The organism is Comamonas resistens, assembly GCF_030064165.1.
In the GTDB taxonomy this organism is placed as follows: domain Bacteria; phylum Pseudomonadota; class Gammaproteobacteria; order Burkholderiales; family Burkholderiaceae_C; genus Comamonas; species Comamonas resistens.
Genome location: NZ_CP125947.1, coordinates 4793307 through 4807662, shown reverse-complemented (window position 1 = coordinate 4807662; position 14356 = coordinate 4793307). Strand labels below are relative to the sequence as shown.

17 protein-coding genes and 1 pseudogene are annotated in these 14356 nt (G+C 60.9%); 9 read left to right on the top strand and 9 right to left on the bottom strand.

The window, feature by feature from the left end:
* The first annotated feature begins 5 nt into the window (after positions 1-5).
* On the top strand, positions 6-641 hold the full coding sequence (locus tag QMY55_RS22495; RefSeq protein ID WP_283486319.1) for a cytochrome b: 636 nt from the start codon (positions 6-8) through the stop codon (positions 639-641).
* Positions 638-1624, top strand: a complete 987-nt coding sequence (lipA, locus tag QMY55_RS22490; RefSeq protein ID WP_283486318.1) for a lipoyl synthase — start codon at positions 638-640, stop codon at positions 1622-1624. Before QMY55_RS22495 ends, lipA begins: the two co-directional genes overlap by 4 nt.
* A 21-nt stretch (positions 1625-1645) precedes the next feature.
* On the opposite strand, the pseudogene QMY55_RS22485 reads toward lipA, so the two are convergent.
* Positions 1646-1762 (bottom strand): annotated as a pseudogene (locus QMY55_RS22485) (conjugal transfer nickase/helicase domain-containing protein); the annotation flags it as partial.
* A 228-nt stretch (positions 1763-1990) separates the two neighbouring features.
* Between QMY55_RS22485 and asd the strand changes: the two are divergent.
* On the top strand, positions 1991-2830 hold the full coding sequence (gene asd / locus QMY55_RS22480) for an archaetidylserine decarboxylase (protein WP_283489036.1): 840 nt from the start codon (positions 1991-1993) through the stop codon (positions 2828-2830).
* A gap of 183 nt (positions 2831-3013) precedes the next feature.
* On the opposite strand, the gene mobH is transcribed toward asd, so the two are convergent.
* Complete coding sequence (mobH, locus tag QMY55_RS22475; protein ID WP_283486316.1) at positions 3014-4897, bottom strand: MobH family relaxase; 1884 nt, start codon at positions 4895-4897, stop codon at positions 3014-3016.
* Between the two features lie 308 nt (positions 4898-5205).
* On the opposite strand from mobH, the gene QMY55_RS22470 reads away from it, so the two are divergent.
* From QMY55_RS22470 to QMY55_RS22460, 3 genes are read left to right on the top strand one after another with little or no spacing between them, the layout of a single operon-like run.
* A complete protein-coding gene (locus QMY55_RS22470) occupies positions 5206-5523 on the top strand; it encodes a type II toxin-antitoxin system PrlF family antitoxin (RefSeq protein ID WP_205191412.1) in 318 nt (105 codons plus the stop codon).
* On the top strand, positions 5523-5981 hold the full coding sequence (locus QMY55_RS22465) for a type II toxin-antitoxin system YhaV family toxin (RefSeq protein WP_283486314.1): 459 nt from the start codon (positions 5523-5525) through the stop codon (positions 5979-5981). Before QMY55_RS22470 ends, QMY55_RS22465 begins: the two co-directional genes overlap by 1 nt.
* Before the next feature lie 24 nt (positions 5982-6005).
* Positions 6006-6377 (top strand): DUF3742 family protein, encoded by a 372-nt coding sequence (locus tag QMY55_RS22460; RefSeq protein ID WP_283486313.1) that lies wholly within the window; start codon positions 6006-6008, stop codon positions 6375-6377.
* 8 nt (positions 6378-6385) lie between these two features.
* Here QMY55_RS22460 and QMY55_RS22455 read toward each other — a convergent pair whose 3' ends face one another.
* From QMY55_RS22455 to QMY55_RS22435, 5 genes are read right to left on the bottom strand one after another with little or no spacing between them, the layout of a single operon-like run.
* On the bottom strand, positions 6386-7930 hold the full coding sequence (locus QMY55_RS22455; protein ID WP_283486312.1) for a conjugal transfer protein TraG N-terminal domain-containing protein: 1545 nt from the start codon (positions 7928-7930) through the stop codon (positions 6386-6388).
* A gap of 15 nt (positions 7931-7945) precedes the next feature.
* Entirely contained in the window at positions 7946-8314 is a 369-nt protein-coding gene (locus QMY55_RS22450; RefSeq protein ID WP_283486311.1) for a hypothetical protein, read from the bottom strand.
* A complete protein-coding gene (locus QMY55_RS22445) occupies positions 8311-9705 on the bottom strand; it encodes an integrating conjugative element protein (RefSeq protein WP_283486310.1) in 1395 nt (464 codons plus the stop codon). Before QMY55_RS22445 ends, QMY55_RS22450 begins: the two co-directional genes overlap by 4 nt.
* Positions 9706-9714: 9 nt before the next feature.
* A complete protein-coding gene (locus QMY55_RS22440) occupies positions 9715-10662 on the bottom strand; it encodes a TIGR03756 family integrating conjugative element protein (RefSeq protein WP_283486309.1) in 948 nt (315 codons plus the stop codon).
* Complete coding sequence (locus QMY55_RS22435; protein ID WP_283486308.1) at positions 10659-11105, bottom strand: TIGR03757 family integrating conjugative element protein; 447 nt, start codon at positions 11103-11105, stop codon at positions 10659-10661. Before QMY55_RS22435 ends, QMY55_RS22440 begins: the two co-directional genes overlap by 4 nt.
* A 274-nt stretch (positions 11106-11379) precedes the next feature.
* On the opposite strand from QMY55_RS22435, the gene QMY55_RS22430 reads away from it, so the two are divergent.
* From QMY55_RS22430 to QMY55_RS22420, 3 genes are all read left to right on the top strand, one after another.
* Positions 11380-11724 carry a hypothetical protein gene (locus tag QMY55_RS22430; RefSeq protein WP_283486307.1) on the top strand — a complete coding sequence of 115 codons (345 nt, stop codon included), beginning with the start codon at positions 11380-11382 and terminating at the stop codon, positions 11722-11724.
* A 197-nt stretch (positions 11725-11921) separates the two neighbouring features.
* Positions 11922-12224, top strand: coding sequence for an HU family DNA-binding protein (locus QMY55_RS22425; protein ID WP_283486306.1), 303 nt, complete (start codon positions 11922-11924; stop codon positions 12222-12224).
* A gap of 93 nt (positions 12225-12317) precedes the next feature.
* Positions 12318-12794: a helix-turn-helix domain-containing protein gene (locus tag QMY55_RS22420; RefSeq protein ID WP_283486305.1), complete on the top strand. Its 477-nt coding sequence runs from the start codon at positions 12318-12320 to the stop codon at positions 12792-12794.
* Between the two features lie 91 nt (positions 12795-12885).
* Here QMY55_RS22420 and radC read toward each other — a convergent pair whose 3' ends face one another.
* A complete protein-coding gene (radC, locus tag QMY55_RS22415; protein WP_283486304.1) occupies positions 12886-13380 on the bottom strand; it encodes a RadC family protein in 495 nt (164 codons plus the stop codon).
* A 186-nt stretch (positions 13381-13566) separates the two neighbouring features.
* Positions 13567-14352 carry a DsbA family protein gene (locus QMY55_RS22410; protein ID WP_283486303.1) on the bottom strand — a complete coding sequence of 262 codons (786 nt, stop codon included), beginning with the start codon at positions 14350-14352 and terminating at the stop codon, positions 13567-13569.
* Between the last annotated feature and the right edge of the window lie 4 nt (positions 14353-14356).

Sequence of the window (14356 nt, the reverse complement as noted above, 5' to 3'; positions counted from 1 at the left end):
ATTGGATGCAGGCGCAGACGAAAGCACTCTCGAATAGGGTAAGGCCGCAATCAAGCCCCCTATTCGACAATTCCTCTTGCTATGGCCTTGTCAGCCGAGGTTTGCATTGGACGATGGCGATCTTGTTCGCCTGGCTATTCATCGGCCTGGGGCTGGAGGTCGGGTTAGGCTGGCATTCAAGTGACTATTGGGTGATGCCATCGCATCCAAATGCAGGGCTCCTGCTCGGCATATTGGCCGGTCTACGGAGCATCTGGGCAATCGCCAATTGGCATGTGCGTCCGACATACGGAACAGGCGGCCTCGCCTGGTGCGCCAGTGTCGGGCACGCGATTTTGTACGGGCTGATGTTGGTGGTTCCGTTGCTAGCGCTTGTCCGATGGAGCGGCATGGGGCGTGATTTCGCGCTGTACGGCATCGTTCCCATTCTCTGGTCGAGCACCCCCAAGCCAGCATGGGAGCAATTCGTGGAGATATCCTGCGATGCCACACACCTTACGCTGCACGGCTGGCTTGGCTGGTCACTATTGGCGGCAATAGCGGGGCACCTGGCGATGGTCGGTGTCCATCGCTTCATCTTGAATGATGGTGCAACCGCGAAGATGCTGGGTAGCTCCACTTTGAATGGGAAAAATTTATGACCACAGTAATACCCATTGTTCGCGTACCTTCGGGAGCAAAATTCGTAAGTCCTCAAGGAACGAAGGCAGTCAAAGACGGCATACGTCCCAACCGCCTTTCCGAGACACACGATATTGCTCCCAAGCCCGCATGGCTCAGGGTGCGCGTTGTATCGGGAGGTCACTATCAGGAAGTTCAGGATATCGTCAGGGCGCACAGGTTGAACACGGTTTGTGCTGAATCGAAGTGCCCGAACATTGGCGAGTGTTGGGGGCGCGGGACCGCTACGCTGATGCTCATGGGGGCTGTCTGCACGCGCGCCTGTCGATTCTGCTCAGTGGACACTGGAAATCCACACGGCTGGCTGGATCACGATGAGCCTGCGGCAGTAGCCGAGGCAGTGGCGTTGATGCAGTTGAAATATGTTGTGCTGACATCTGTGGACCGCGACGATCTTGAAGATGGGGGGGCCAGCCACTATGCCGCTTGCATCCGGGCAATACGCGAAAAATCGCCAACGACGGCGATCGAAGCCTTGACGCCAGACTTCCAGGGAAATCTCGGCGGCGTAGAACAGGTCATTGATGCTGGACTCACAACCTTCGCCCAAAACGTCGAAACCGTTGAACGGCTTACCCATCCTGTGCGTGATGTGCGGGCCGGTTACGCGCAAACGCTTGCCATTCTCGCGCATGCTAAACGGTATGCACCAAACGTCATCACGAAGACTAGCATCATGCTTGGCCTGGGCGAGACCGACGATGAAATCATGAAAGCCATGGACGATATCCGAGCTGCCAATGTCGATGTGCTGACTTTGGGGCAGTATCTGCGTCCCACGCTCAATCACCTTCCAGTTCTGCGGTACGTCACGCCTGAGCAATTTCATTCCTATCGTGAGTTTGGCCTGGCCAAAGGTTTTCGCGAAGTTGTTTCAGGTCCGCTCGTGCGTTCTAGCTATCGAGCTGAGCAAGTGCTGGAAAAGGAGAATGTGGGTCTCTGAGGTGCTGGTCGGAAGATATTTTTACGATTCCCGTGTCAGATATGGGTTATTTGGCGGACATTCATTGAACAGTCCACGAGGGTCTTGTATCAGGTAGCCGTGCGGCTTCCTGGATTTGCGCGGCCCTGTCACCACGCAAGCTCAGAAGTGAGGATTCCCAAGAGATTGACCTTCCCACGATGAAACGTCTTAGTAGAGCTATGGAACAACAGCTATCAGGAGATGTGAAATGAAATTCCACATTGAAAACATTGCTTGCGGTGACTGCATCTGTCTGCCAAGACTGGTTGCCCTCCGTTACTGGCTATTCATGGAGGTCGCTGCCAAATGACGAGGGAAACGCCAGGCGCCGACATGAAACCGCGCTTGTCCGAACGTGTATTCGTCCAATCGCAGCACCTGCTGCCCAAGCGTCTCATCACCCGAATATTCGGCTTTCTCGCGCACCGGCGTGCGGGCGTGCTGACGCAATGGGTGATCCGGCGTTTCATCGCCTACTACGATGTCAACATGGCAGACGCGGTGTGGAGCGACCCCGAAGCTTATGAGACCTTCAACGATTTTTTCACTCGTGCGCTGCGGCCCGATGTGCGCCCTTTGGCAATTGCGCGATGGGTATGCCCGGTAGATGGGGCCGTCAGCCAGTGTGGTCCCATCGAGCGCGACCAGCTATTCCAAGCCAAAGGCAAATCTTTCAGCATAGGTGCCTTACTCGCTGGCGATCCAGAGCTTGCGCGCAGGTTCGAACGAGGGACATTTGCCACTCTCTACCTCAGCCCGCGCGACTATCACCGCGTCCATATGCCATGCGATGGCCATCTGCTGTCAATGAGCTACGTGCCAGGTGAGCTTTTTTCGGTAAACCCGGCTACTGCGCGCGGCGTCGATGCGCTGTTCGCACGCAACGAGCGCTTGGTGTGCCATTTTGACTCACCGCATGGCCCATTCACCCTGGTGCTGGTGGGTGCCGCCATCGTTGGCAGCATCGTGACGGTCTGGCACGGAGTGGTCAGGCCTCCATACCGCGGCAGCGTGCAGCACTGGAGCTATCACGACCGTCGTATTAACTTGAAACAAGGCGCCGAACTGGGGCGCTTTCTACTGGGTTCGACCGTAGTGGTGTTGTTCCCACCTGATTTGGCGCAGCTTAGTCCCAGTTGGATGCCTGAACATTCAGTGCGCTATGGAGAGGCGATGGCGGATTGAATGCAAAACGCTGTCTCGGCGCATGCTAGTACTTATTCGCCCTGACCGTCGAACCCATTTCTGCCGAAGTAACCCGTGAACTTGTAAACCAAGGTGCAGTCCTTCGACATCGGTGCCGAAGATCAGTATGCACGCGAGTACACCCCTATCGCCCTGTCATGTGCTCATGAAGCATCTGACAGTTTAATTGGTCCGCCGCTTTCCTGCGATGCCTTGCGGTTGCAGGAATAGGTAAGGGTTGTTCGGCTGGCTTTCGTCAAACAAACAGGTAGGCTCTTGCAGCAGATAACCATGCAGCCGTCGGGACTTGCGAGGCCCTTTCACCTCACACGTCCAGATGTTCAGGCCGTTGGGTTGCTTGCGGTGCAGTTGAAGCTTCTCGAACCGCTTCTGCACCCATTGCCAGTCAGCCACATTGTCCTGTTTGGCGAGCGCAGCGACCTGAAGGTGCTCTTGCGCGTACCGCTGGAACAGCCCAGGGCTGACCAAGTAGGCCGTGTCATCGACGGTATGCACCAGTGCCTTGGCATCGTTGATGATGAGCCGACGCGCGGTAATACCGTTGCGCAACCAGGCCATGAAGTGCTCTCCCGTAGGTTGCTGTGCTAAGTGAGCTGGCGAACAGGTCGAAGATGCTGGCGAGGCTTCGACGGTCAAGGAGGATTGGCCCGATGCTGTGCCCTCCATCATGGGCAGTGAGGGCCGTCTGGCGGATGTCTCGTCTTCAAGCTCCGCTGCGGCCACAGGCCCGCTTCCACCGATCATGGACAGGATGTCCTCCATTGGGTACGAAGCAATAGCCAGACTCCCTGGCTGCGACGGGAATGGGCCGACTGGGGATGAGGCTGTTTCTTCAAATGCAGCCGCAGGTTGTGCGGCAGGTGGCTGCGCTTCCGCCTGGGCATCAACTGGCGTGCCCTCTTCAACCGCCACGGTGCCGGCAAAGGATTCGGGCCGTTCGCCGGACTCCCAGATCAGCGCAGGCGCCAGGCGCAGCAGCGTGAAGCTGTGCGACCAGCCGCTGTCGCTGCTGATGGTGGCACGCCAGATCGCCTTGCCGTCCTGCGTCGGCTGCAAGATCCCGTGGTCTTGGAGCACGTTGAAGACGGAGGTGTTGCTCGCGGGGATGCCGTCGATTCCTTGGGACAGCAGATGCGCACGCAGCTTGTCCGATACCGTCTTGCTCACAAGCCAAAGTGCGTCTGGGGTGAGCCAGCCGTCCGAAGCTTTCGGCTGATTGAGTTTCAGCTCCTGTTTCAGCAGGTAACGCAGGCCTTCCAGCAGTTTGCGTTGCAGCGCGTGCTTCGGCGCTGCCATCGCCTTCGCCGGGTCGCCGCCGAGGGCCTGTGCAACCGAGGCGCGGTCCGCTTGGATCACCAGCTCGCCTAGCGGGCCGGCGTGTTCGTACTGCCCAGCCAGAACATAGAGCAACGACGCCCACAGGGACGGATAGCCGCTGAGCCAGTCCAGGACTTCGCGGTCGAGCAGTTGGCGGTAGAGCAAGCCTGTCGCGGCGCTGTGGAGCCGGTACTCGCGATCGTCGCGGTAGCGGAAGCGGTATGGCTGGTGCAGCGGGCCGTGCCAGGGATGCCACAGCGAGCCGTCGGCCAGTTCGACGTGCAGATCGACGGCGATCTTGCCAATGTCGTGCAGCAGTGCGGCGTAGGCAACGGCAGCAGTCCAGGCTTCGGACTGCGCGGCTTGGTCCTCGGGGCTGACGCCGATGGGCAGCAGATAGGACTGCCGCAGCTTGAGCGCGTAGGCGACGATTTCCAGGCCATGGTCGAGCATGCCGCCTGGGTAGGCATGGTGATGCGCTTCGGAAGCAGGAAAAGCCTGCACAAGCTCGGCGTAGCGCTCCAGGGGCGTGCGGTACAGGGTGGCGAAATGCTGGCGCGAGAGTGAGGTTCTCTGCCAAATGTGTTCCAGCAGCTTCTGCCGCCGCGGCGTCGCCAGCAGCGATGCGGCCGACTGCGGCCGCATCAGCCCTTTCGGGAGATCGGTGGCGGGTGCTGGTGACGCCGCGGCGGTGACCGGGGGCCGTTTTCGCTTGAACAGAGAGAGCATGTGGGTGTCCTAGTGGTGGGCTGACTGGGAGGCCTTTTCGCCTTTTCTCGATAGGGCCTTTCCCCTTGCGCCCCGTTCCCTTGCCCTTTCGGCCCTTTGGCCGTTGCAGCCTTTGGATATAGAGCGGCGAGCATCGGTCGTCCACCACCAATGCGGGACTCAACGAGGCCGGATTGATGCGGGAAGGCTCACTGTTTCCACCCTACGATGAGGTCCATGTTGGATGCTGGAGAGCCCAGATGAGACCTCATATTGACGAAGTAAGGAAGTTTCCTTACAATGCAAGCATTGCGATCAGGAGAGCCGCCATGCCCGCCATTCATGAAGTTGCCACGCTGACCTCCAAGGGTCAGATCACACTGCCCAAGTCCATCCGGCAGGCGCTTGGCGCTGATACCGGCAGCAAGCTCGCGTTCGAGCTGCGTGGTGCCGAAGTGGTTGTTACCCGCGCCGATGCCGAACACGAGGACCCTGCCATTGCCGCGTTCCTGGCCCTGCTGGCGCGCGACATTGAAGCTGGCCGGAATGTTCGCGGTCTGCCCGAGGATCTGGCTCGCACGATGCTGGAACACGCGGGCCACAAGGTGGACCTGGGCGACGAGTTCGATGAGGACGTGGAAATCTGATGCAACAGCATGGATGGACACTGCTGTTTCACGATAACCTGATCGAGCAGATGGTGAAGTTGCGCGCGGCTGTACTGCGCGCTCAAGAGAACGACCCGGAAGGGTTCGGGGCCAATGCCAACGTCAAGTTCTTCCGGGCCTTGGTCCAGTTGATACAAGACGTGGTGCCGAGTGATCCGGCGCGCGACGAATACCGTCAGGGCAATACCATGGGGCCGGCCTATCGCCACTGGCGGCGAGCCAAGCTCGGAAGGCGATACCGGCTGTTCTTCCGGTACGACTCAAAGGCGAAGGTCATCGTGTACGCCTGGGTCAACGACGAGCAGACCCTGCGGTCATCGGGTAGCAAGTCGGACCCCTATGCGGTGTTCGAGAAGATGCTCGGACGTGGAAATCCGCCAGACGACTGGAACGCATTGGTCGAGGCAAGCAAACCGGATTGGAGCAAACGGGAATAGGCATCCTTGTAGCAGGAGACAACCATGAACACGACAACCCGCATCAGCACCGCAGAACGCCTCGGCCGCGCCCTTGGTCGTGGATGGCGCGCTTATGCGCGTGGCGAGCGGCGCGCGTCGAACTGGTTGGTCTCCAAGGAAGTGCCGGTGGCGGGAGCCTCCTTGTTGTTGTGGGCGGCCAAACTAGCTGCGCTGGGGCTGCTGCTATACGTTGCTTTTTGGATGGCGCTGCTACTGCTGTTCCTGACGGCGGTTGCCTGGGGAGCCAGGGATATGGAATGGGAGACTGAGCCTCCAGAGCCCGAGTGGAAGCAAGGCCCCGTTGGATTCGGTTTGTATACCTATGATGGCTACCGCATCGACCCGCATGACCCAGACGACGAAAATAACTTTTGAAACCCGCGTTATTTCTTGTCTGGTCTCGCTGCCATTTTCATAGCTCCGCCAAATGCCATGTTGCTTACCTTGCCGCCAGCAGCTTTGGCGTCTCCCGTGCCGTTAATCAATCCCTGAAGCGCACCCCCGGCATGAATGCCAGCCCATCCCAGAGCTGTAATCCAAAACGTGGGAAGCACAATGAACATCGTGCCCATCACGAAGTTCAATAACAGGTCACCGAAAGCGTTATTCAACCCCATCACCGGATCGAAGTTAGAGTGTGGCCGGTTCCAGCCCCAGCCCCAACCGTAGAGCGCATCCAAGATGGTACTGTCGATCCAACGCGCAATCTGGAACCAGAAATCCACGAAGAAGAATGCAAACTGGATGATGCTCAGTACCACAACGGTCTTTAAGTCGTAGGTGCCCACCAGCAGCAGCAGTGGGATGCAGATGACCAGTGCCATTTTCAACAAAGCCATCACCATTGGCACCGCCTGCCGCACCACGTCCATAGCGGGGAAAGCCCCAATGGCACCGACCGCAAGCCCTGCATCGCCAGCCGCACGCGTAATGACATTCGGCAAGGTCTTGTCGATCTGGCCGCCATAGTCGGTATAGACGCTGCCCTGGTTCAGTTTCTGCTGCCGCGGCGAAGCGATAGCGCGGATCACGGAGTCATCCACTTCGGTGCGGCTCAGGAAACCGGCCCAGCCCGCCAGACGGTTCAAGAGGCTCGGGTCCACCTGGCCGAGCAACCGCGCTCGCAGGCCGTTACTACCATCGGCCCACCACTGCCGGCAGGTCGGATAGCCGCCGCCGTTGGCGACCTGCGCCAGTCCCGCATCCCGGTTGCTGTCGTAGGGCCAGGACTCCCGTGCCGTGCTGGACCGATAGCTGTCGTAGTAGCCGCCCGTGTCAGTGAAATACCGCGAACCAATCCAGGTCACGTCGTGCATCTGATCCTCATCGAGGTCGGGTCGCTGCATGAACAGCTTGGCGCGCGCAGGCCCATAGCAGTCCTGGCTGAAATCCGCCACTTCCTGAGCCAGCACCGGATCGTCGATACGGGTCGCGTCGATCTCCATCCTCATCTGCCGCAGGTCCGTGCCGCACGGGATCGCCGCGACCGAAGCGCCGGTGACGGCGCGCGAGAGTGCGTGCATGAACCCCCACCAGACCGGCACCTTCGCCGACTGGTTATTGATGGTGCTGAAGGACTGCGACCAGCCCGTGTCGGCGGGCTGTGGCACGTTGACCTGGCACTGGGCCGAGCGCGAGCTGTCGTACTTGATGGTGTTCAGATCAACGTCGATGAATGGGATGCCGGCAAACATCACTACGACGATGGCTACAAAAACGCGGTTCTCGATGCGGGCGGCCGAGAGTACGCCCTTGTTGCCTTCGTCGGCGCCTTCTGCACGTGCCTTCAGCCATTCCTGCACGATGATGGCGACGAACGGCAATGCGAACACCCCGCTGGATACCAGCACCGCCCAGATGCCGTTATGGACGATCCAGGACACCAGCGTCAGGTAGTACTCCAGGTAATCCGTCGTGAAAAGCGTCATGACCCGAACCTCCCCTCAGCCCTGCATCAGCAGGCTGGCTTCGAGCGCCACGATGGCGACGACGCCGGCGATCTCGCTGCGCAGCAGGCGGCGCCGTGCCTGCCGCACGGCTTCGTGATCGGCCTCGCGCGCCAACAGCCGCCGACGCATCCAGACCCAGCCATAGACCGTCGCCCCGTACAGGCACAACCGCCACACCAGGAAGTAGCCTGAGGCGGCTGCCAGCCACCGGTCCCAGCCGGCAATGCTGCCGACCAGGTAAATGCCGGCGACGTTGGCTCCCACGGCGGAAGCAACGATCACCACCGTCCACAGCAGCGCCTTTGCCGTGCGGCGGCTGAACAGCCAGTGCGGCCGCAGCCAGCTTGCGCGCATCGGGCTCATGGGTTGCCTCCCGGATTGCCCTTCTGCAACTGGTCGAGGCGGTCGGGCACCGGATCGCCCTGGTAGATACCGCGCGAGCCAGCCGCGCGCGTGCTGTGCCGCTGGATGATCGCCATCGGCGAGTTGTTCGCCAGTTCGCGGCGCAGCTCCAATTCCGTCTTGAGGTTGCGGATCTCGCGGTCGAGCGTGTCGCTTTCCTTGTTCACTGCCTCCACGGCAAGCTCATTAGCCGCGACATTGGGTTCCTTCTTGCCCGTCAGCAGCGTGCGTTGCAGCAGCAGCGCTTTCTCCAGAACCGAGGACAGGGCGACCTCGGACGCCAGGCGCTGTGATAGCAGGTGCTGGTCCGGCTCGTCGCGCAGCGCTTCGATCACACCGCGCGTGATCGGCAGCGATGCACTGCCAGCCTCGCTCAGGTTTTCAGTCGTTGTGCTCTTGGTCTTGGAGACCAAATCCTGAAGCGCCTGCAGCTTGGTTTCGTACTCTTCCTGAATCAAAGGCGTGAGGCCGACGCCGGGCACCGTCTCGGTCTTCGTGCACGAATCGCAGGTGCGCTGCTCCTGCTCCCCGAGGACCCGCGTGGCCCATTCGACCGCCTGCTGCGGCGAGGTCCAGGTCTGGCACGACAGGCTCGCGCAACTGGCGGTCGGGATGGATGACGTGTCAGTCACGCCTCGGCCATTGACCAGGTTGTAGCCCGCACGGGTGACATCGCCCACCACCTTGATGGCGGACTGGCCCGCGCCGCCGGCATTGCCGCCACCCACCCAGGGCACGCCGTCGTTACCCCGGCGCGTCTCGGCCTGCTCGATGGCCGAGACGGCATCGGTGCTCGAAACGGCATCGCGCAAAGCCATGCCTTCCGCCATCTGGCTCCAGCCGAGCTGACCGCCCGCCATGTTAGCCATCTTCTCGGCCATCGCTCGGCACGTCAGCTTGGAGCGGTCGAAGTCCAGCCGAGCCTGCAGCACCCCGTTCGTGAGCAGGTTGTAGAGGCCGGGATCGGCCCGCTGGATGATCAGCGCCGGCAGGGACGCGACCGCGCTGGTGGCGTTCTGGATCACCGTCGACATGATCTGCTGGAACCCGTTGGTGATGCCGTTGAGCTGGTTCTTCAACGTGGTCTGGATGCTCATGTCACCGCAGATCAGGTTGCTGTTCCAACCGACACCGACCCCGATGGAACGCATGCCGGCCGCACGGCCCATGGACACCGCGTTGCCGCCGCCGATTGAGTACATGACGTCATCGCCGATGACGCTGCCGCTGGTCTGGTATCCCAGTTGTCCCCAGGCCACGCCGCTGGCCAGCGCCAGTGCGCTCGCCAGTGCGAGAGCGTGCCTCGCGCGGCGCACCGGGACGGAGAGTTGTTTGAATTCACGATGTTTCATCGCGCCACCTCAGAGGAAATCAATGCTGCCAAGGAACACCTGGCCCCGCCGCTGGCAGCACGCATAGGGCCGCCAGAGCGCCCAGGCGTAGTCGCCTTGCTGGGCCTGGGTCAGGAAGCCGCTGCGCGGGAACACCGTGCAGGACGAGGACAGGACGGGGGTGAGTTCCTGCCACTTGCCGGTCGAGGCATCGCCCTCCATCAGCGCACCGGCAGGCCAGTAGCCGGGCCGCGAGTCCGCCAACATCGGCTGATAGACGTGGATCTGTCCGCGGCGCGTGACCACATCACCCGCGCGCTGGGCCACCACTGCGCCAGCCTTGAAGTCGTCGGTCTGGTGCAGGAAGCCGCCACGGGGATACACGCTCCCCCAGAGATTCATCGAAGTGCGTGCGCCGACCTCCCGCATCCCGGGAATCAGCGCTTCGGGGTAGACCATCTCCGGCACGTTGTAGCGCCAGGCCAGCGTGTCCAGGGTACTGAGCAGGTACGGCATGAACGCCGTGCCCGCGCCTTCGCAGAAGTAGCCCGAGGACGAGACGAACTGGTTGAACACCTCGGCACCGGGATGGCCGATGACGTCCGCGTTCTTGAACTTCGCGAGATTGTTCTCGTGATCTTCGTTCGTGGTTCCGTCCCCGCCCGCCTGGGCCGTGGGGTTGGGCATGCTCATCGCCCGGACTTCGATCCAGGGGTTCGCCCCGGTGTTGCTGTAGCTGGAGACAACAGCATCGGGGATGTAGTGGCGCACTTTGACGGACGTGCGTACCGTGCAGCCGCCCCACGAGCAGTAGAGCCAGTAGCAGATGCCCACCACCCGGTACTCCAGGCAGTCAGGCGAAGCCACGGAGCCCACGATCGTTGCTGTGTTGAGGGCGTAGCTGCCCGTGGCGCTCAACAGCAGCACGGACGCCACGCCAGCGCGCAGGCGGCGCACCAAGTCAAATGTGCGAGTCATGGCTGTGCCCTCCGGTGCTGCTCGATGCGCGCGACGGCGCGTGCCACGTCCGGCTCGCCATAGACCACGTAGCGCTGGTCCACCACGATTGCCGGGATGCTGGTGACACCCAGGCTCCAAGCGTCGGTGACGCCTTGGTATGCGATGGCGATGCGGCGCTGCAGGTCAGCGCCGCCGCTGGAGAGCCGTCGCTTGGCGATGGCCGTCGCCTGTTCCGGATCGGTGGGCAGTTCTGCCGAAAGCTCCGCTTCAATCCGGTGGGCTTCGTCCAGCTCGATCAGCCGCTCACCGCCCATGGTCTTGACCGGGTGATGGCTGTCGGTGACGACCACAACGTCCGCGGCGAAGGTGGCCGGGCTGAAAACAGCCAGAGCGGCCGGCAGTGCCACGGCCAGGCCGAGAGTTCGCCAGCCCGGAGCGAACCGTGAATGAGATGCCGACATGTCGAGAGCCCCAGAAAGTGATCAGATGTCTATGAGACGCTGACGCATGCTCTTTAGGGGCAAACAATGCGCAACTCGGCGTGTCCTATTTGCCAGTGGACACCACGCAGCCCGCAGAAATGAACTCGACCCTGCACAAGCCATCCGAGACAGCAGGAGGGCCATGGCCGCTCCTCACCCGAAGAGAGGGGCAGGCTTGCTGCCCGGCACAAATGGATCTGTCAAGCGTCAACCGGAGATGGCAGGAAACACGGTTTATTGAGACGTTGGCACGGTGAGTTTCTACATTGGCGCCATGGTTCCGTGCAACTCCGACAAACCGCCTCGGCCACAAGATGGTGCCGACTGCGCGCGCGCGAGTCACCGCATGCGGCTCCTGGCTTCAACAGTCGAGTACGTACGCCGCAACAAGACGGAATGCGTGGCGTCCTTCTTCAGCGCGGGGGGGTCTATGCTTCTTTCATTCAATGGGGAGCATGTCAAGTTCGCTTGGGTCTTGTTCTTTGTCAGCAACGCCATGTTCGTTGGAATGGCGTTTCGCAAGCGCCTGTTCGGATTTTTGGCTCTGCAAGCCTATTTCACGGTCACCGCTGTGATCGGCCTGGTCAACTACTTCTAGAACCATCTGCATCATCTTCCCCTCGGTGTTGCGAGAAAGGTCTGGCCTACTCAGGCTCTCAGCTAGATTGGTTGTAACGGCGATACCTGCGCAGAAGGTGGATGTATGTCCGAAGGCTCAGCGAGCGCTTTCTGCGACACATAACTTGCGATCGGTTATAAATTACGATTCTTCACTCTCAACGGATACCCATTCCTATGAATCGCGCCGAACTCGTGGAAATCCTCGCTTCCAAGAACGATCTGTCCAAGGCTGCTACCAATGCCGTGCTCGATACCCTGATCGAGACCATCCAGACCGCTGTCAAAAAAGGCGATGTCGTCCAGTTGGTGGGCTTTGGCACCTTCAAGTCCGCGAAGCGTGCAGCCCGTACCGGCAAGAACCCTGCTACCGGTGTGGCCCTGAAGATCCCCGCGTCGACCGTTCCGAAGTTTGTGGCGGGCGCAAAGTTCAAGGCTGCTGTCGACCCCAAGGCCGCAAAGCGCAAGGCGGGTAAATAAGTCCACCTGGGGCTTGCTGCGGGTGGCGACACCTGACGGCTTTGGTGCTTCGAGTGACCTTCATTCAACTCATCGGCGAGGGTGCCACAGACCATGACTGCATTTTCTGAATCGTTCAGATCGGAGGTTGCTCGCATTGCGCGCAAGGACAACAAGAAAGAGATGTCCTCTCTGCGCAAGGCGGTGATGAGTCAGCGCGGAGACGTTGCTGCGCTCAAACGCGACGTCAAGGAACTGGCGGGTCAGGTGCGTAGCCTCGCCAAGGCGCTGGAAAGAGCGATGGCGACAGCCGAACGCCGGCCGCCGCAGCAGCCAGTGGAGGGCGCTTCCGGACAGGTCACAGGCAAGCGCAGGAAGCGTGCGTTTGTTTTCAGCCATGAGGCGCTCGCGGCCAAGCGAAAGGCATTCGGCATGACCCAGAATGAAATGGCGCGCCTGCTCGGTGTCTCGACGCTGAGCGTCTACAAATGGGAAAAAGGCCAGGTCACCCCGCGCGAGGCGCAACTGGTGCGCGTGCGCGAAGTGCTCAAGATGGGGGTGCGCGAGGCCCGCAAGCAGATCGCCGAATGAGCAACCCGAGGATCGACGCTCTTGTCTTGCCGCAAAGAAAATGCGGGAGTCGAAGCTCCCGCAGTGATCAGTGAAACTGATGCCATTGCTGCTATAGCAGGCCGGACTCTGCGAAAGAGTATGGGGTGCCCTTGCCGACGATGATGTGGTCCAGTACCCGCACATCGATGAATTCCAGCGCGGTCTTCAGGTGGGTGGTCAACTGGCGGTCCGCACTTGATGGTTCCGTTTTGCCCGATGGGTGTTGGTGGGGAAAAATCGCGGCGGCAGCATTCAGCTCCAAGGCCCTCTGCAAGACAACGCGAGGATGTACGCCAGCCGAATCGATGGTGCCCTTGAACATCGGTTCGTAGGCCAGCACCTCATGCTGGCTGTTCATGAACAAGATGGCGAACACTTCATTGGGCTCGGCGACAAGTTTCAGGCGCAGATAGTCCTTCACGGCTTGAGGCCGCTCAAGGAGCGGACCTGCCTTGAACATACGCTGTTCCAGCACTTCGATGGCTTTCTGGATGATCCAGTCATCGGACTGGGGTGTGATAGTAGAGAGACACCCTGTACAGGCATCATTGACTAGAGAAGACATGGCAAACCTCCTGACGATGAGATCGGAGGGTGCGAACCCTGGAAGGGGCAAGCCCTCCTGGGGATGGAAACAGCGGAACAAGATGCATCCACCACCGCACAGCGGTGATTGTTCGCAGCCAGGATGCGAAGCGAACGGGTAGCGGTCAGCGCGGCAAAGCCGTGCCGTAGCCTCCAAGACCGAGGGCTACCTGGGCATGTCGCCGACAACGTCGGCAGGCATTTCGGATGTGGGGATGGCGGATGCGCCGCTGGCCGTATCTTCGGTCGCCAGCATGTCCATAGCAGACAGCAAGGCATCGCCTTCGACCGGTCCCTGCAGCAGAATGGCTTGGCCAGTCTGGCGATCGAGCACACGCAGCGACGGCGTGGCGGTCACTCCGCTTTTCGTGGCTTCAGCGGCCTGGGTGCGGATGGTCGCCTCGGTTTGTTCGCTCGCCAGGCATTGCTCAATGGCTGGCGTTGATTCGGGGTAGCGTAAGCCATCAGGCAAGCCTTGGCCGTCGCTACGCGTATGGGCATAGACCCACTCGACGGCTTGCCAGAACGCGGCATGCCCGCCAGCTTCGGCGGCGCATTCCGCCAGGCGTGCCTCGGTTGACGCGGCAGGCTCGTGTGCGGCCAGAGGCAGGTGCTGCCATTGCAGGGCCACATCGGCGTTGCTGCCCACCCACCGCTTGATCTGCGGGAAGTACTCCCGGCAGAACGGGCATTCCAGGTCCGCATAGAGCGTCAGCATGAAACGGCCCTCTGGGTTGCCCATCAGCCATGGCGGCCCATCGACCTGTGCCGTGCTGACCGCCGTGGGCGGTTGCGGCGAGGATTCGTCGGGCGGCCGGGACACGAGCCAGATCAGCAGCAGCGCGATCAGTGCAGCGACCAAGGCCCAAGGCCAACGAGACCGTCCACGGCGACGGCGGCGATACGCCTGAACCTGTATTGGTATTGGGATGGAAGGACGTTTCGGCTTCATGGCG

What these genes read in the sequence shown, in the direction of transcription:
- QMY55_RS22495 (WP_283486319.1), top strand. Translation starts at nt 6, where the DNA reads ATGCAGGCGCAGACGAAAGCACTCTCGAATAGGGTAAGGCCGCAATCA.
- QMY55_RS22445 (WP_283486310.1), bottom strand. Translation starts at nt 9,705, where the DNA reads ATGAAACATCGTGAATTCAAACAACTCTCCGTCCCGGTGCGCCGCGCG.
- QMY55_RS22410 (WP_283486303.1), bottom strand. Translation starts at nt 14,352, where the DNA reads ATGAAGCCGAAACGTCCTTCCATCCCAATACCAATACAGGTTCAGGCG.
- QMY55_RS22440 (WP_283486309.1), bottom strand. Translation starts at nt 10,662, where the DNA reads ATGACTCGCACATTTGACTTGGTGCGCCGCCTGCGCGCTGGCGTGGCG.
- QMY55_RS22470 (WP_205191412.1), top strand. Translation starts at nt 5,206, where the DNA reads ATGCCCGCCATTCATGAAGTTGCCACGCTGACCTCCAAGGGTCAGATC.
- radC (WP_283486304.1), bottom strand. Translation starts at nt 13,380, where the DNA reads ATGTCTTCTCTAGTCAATGATGCCTGTACAGGGTGTCTCTCTACTATC.
- QMY55_RS22420 (WP_283486305.1), top strand. Translation starts at nt 12,318, where the DNA reads ATGACTGCATTTTCTGAATCGTTCAGATCGGAGGTTGCTCGCATTGCG.
- QMY55_RS22435 (WP_283486308.1), bottom strand. Translation starts at nt 11,105, where the DNA reads ATGTCGGCATCTCATTCACGGTTCGCTCCGGGCTGGCGAACTCTCGGC.
- QMY55_RS22465 (WP_283486314.1), top strand. Translation starts at nt 5,523, where the DNA reads ATGCAACAGCATGGATGGACACTGCTGTTTCACGATAACCTGATCGAG.
- QMY55_RS22450 (WP_283486311.1), bottom strand. Translation starts at nt 8,314, where the DNA reads ATGAGCCCGATGCGCGCAAGCTGGCTGCGGCCGCACTGGCTGTTCAGC.
- QMY55_RS22455 (WP_283486312.1), bottom strand. Translation starts at nt 7,930, where the DNA reads ATGACGCTTTTCACGACGGATTACCTGGAGTACTACCTGACGCTGGTG.
- mobH (WP_283486316.1), bottom strand. Translation starts at nt 4,897, where the DNA reads ATGCTCTCTCTGTTCAAGCGAAAACGGCCCCCGGTCACCGCCGCGGCG.
- lipA (WP_283486318.1), top strand. Translation starts at nt 638, where the DNA reads ATGACCACAGTAATACCCATTGTTCGCGTACCTTCGGGAGCAAAATTC.
- QMY55_RS22460 (WP_283486313.1), top strand. Translation starts at nt 6,006, where the DNA reads ATGAACACGACAACCCGCATCAGCACCGCAGAACGCCTCGGCCGCGCC.
- QMY55_RS22425 (WP_283486306.1), top strand. Translation starts at nt 11,922, where the DNA reads ATGAATCGCGCCGAACTCGTGGAAATCCTCGCTTCCAAGAACGATCTG.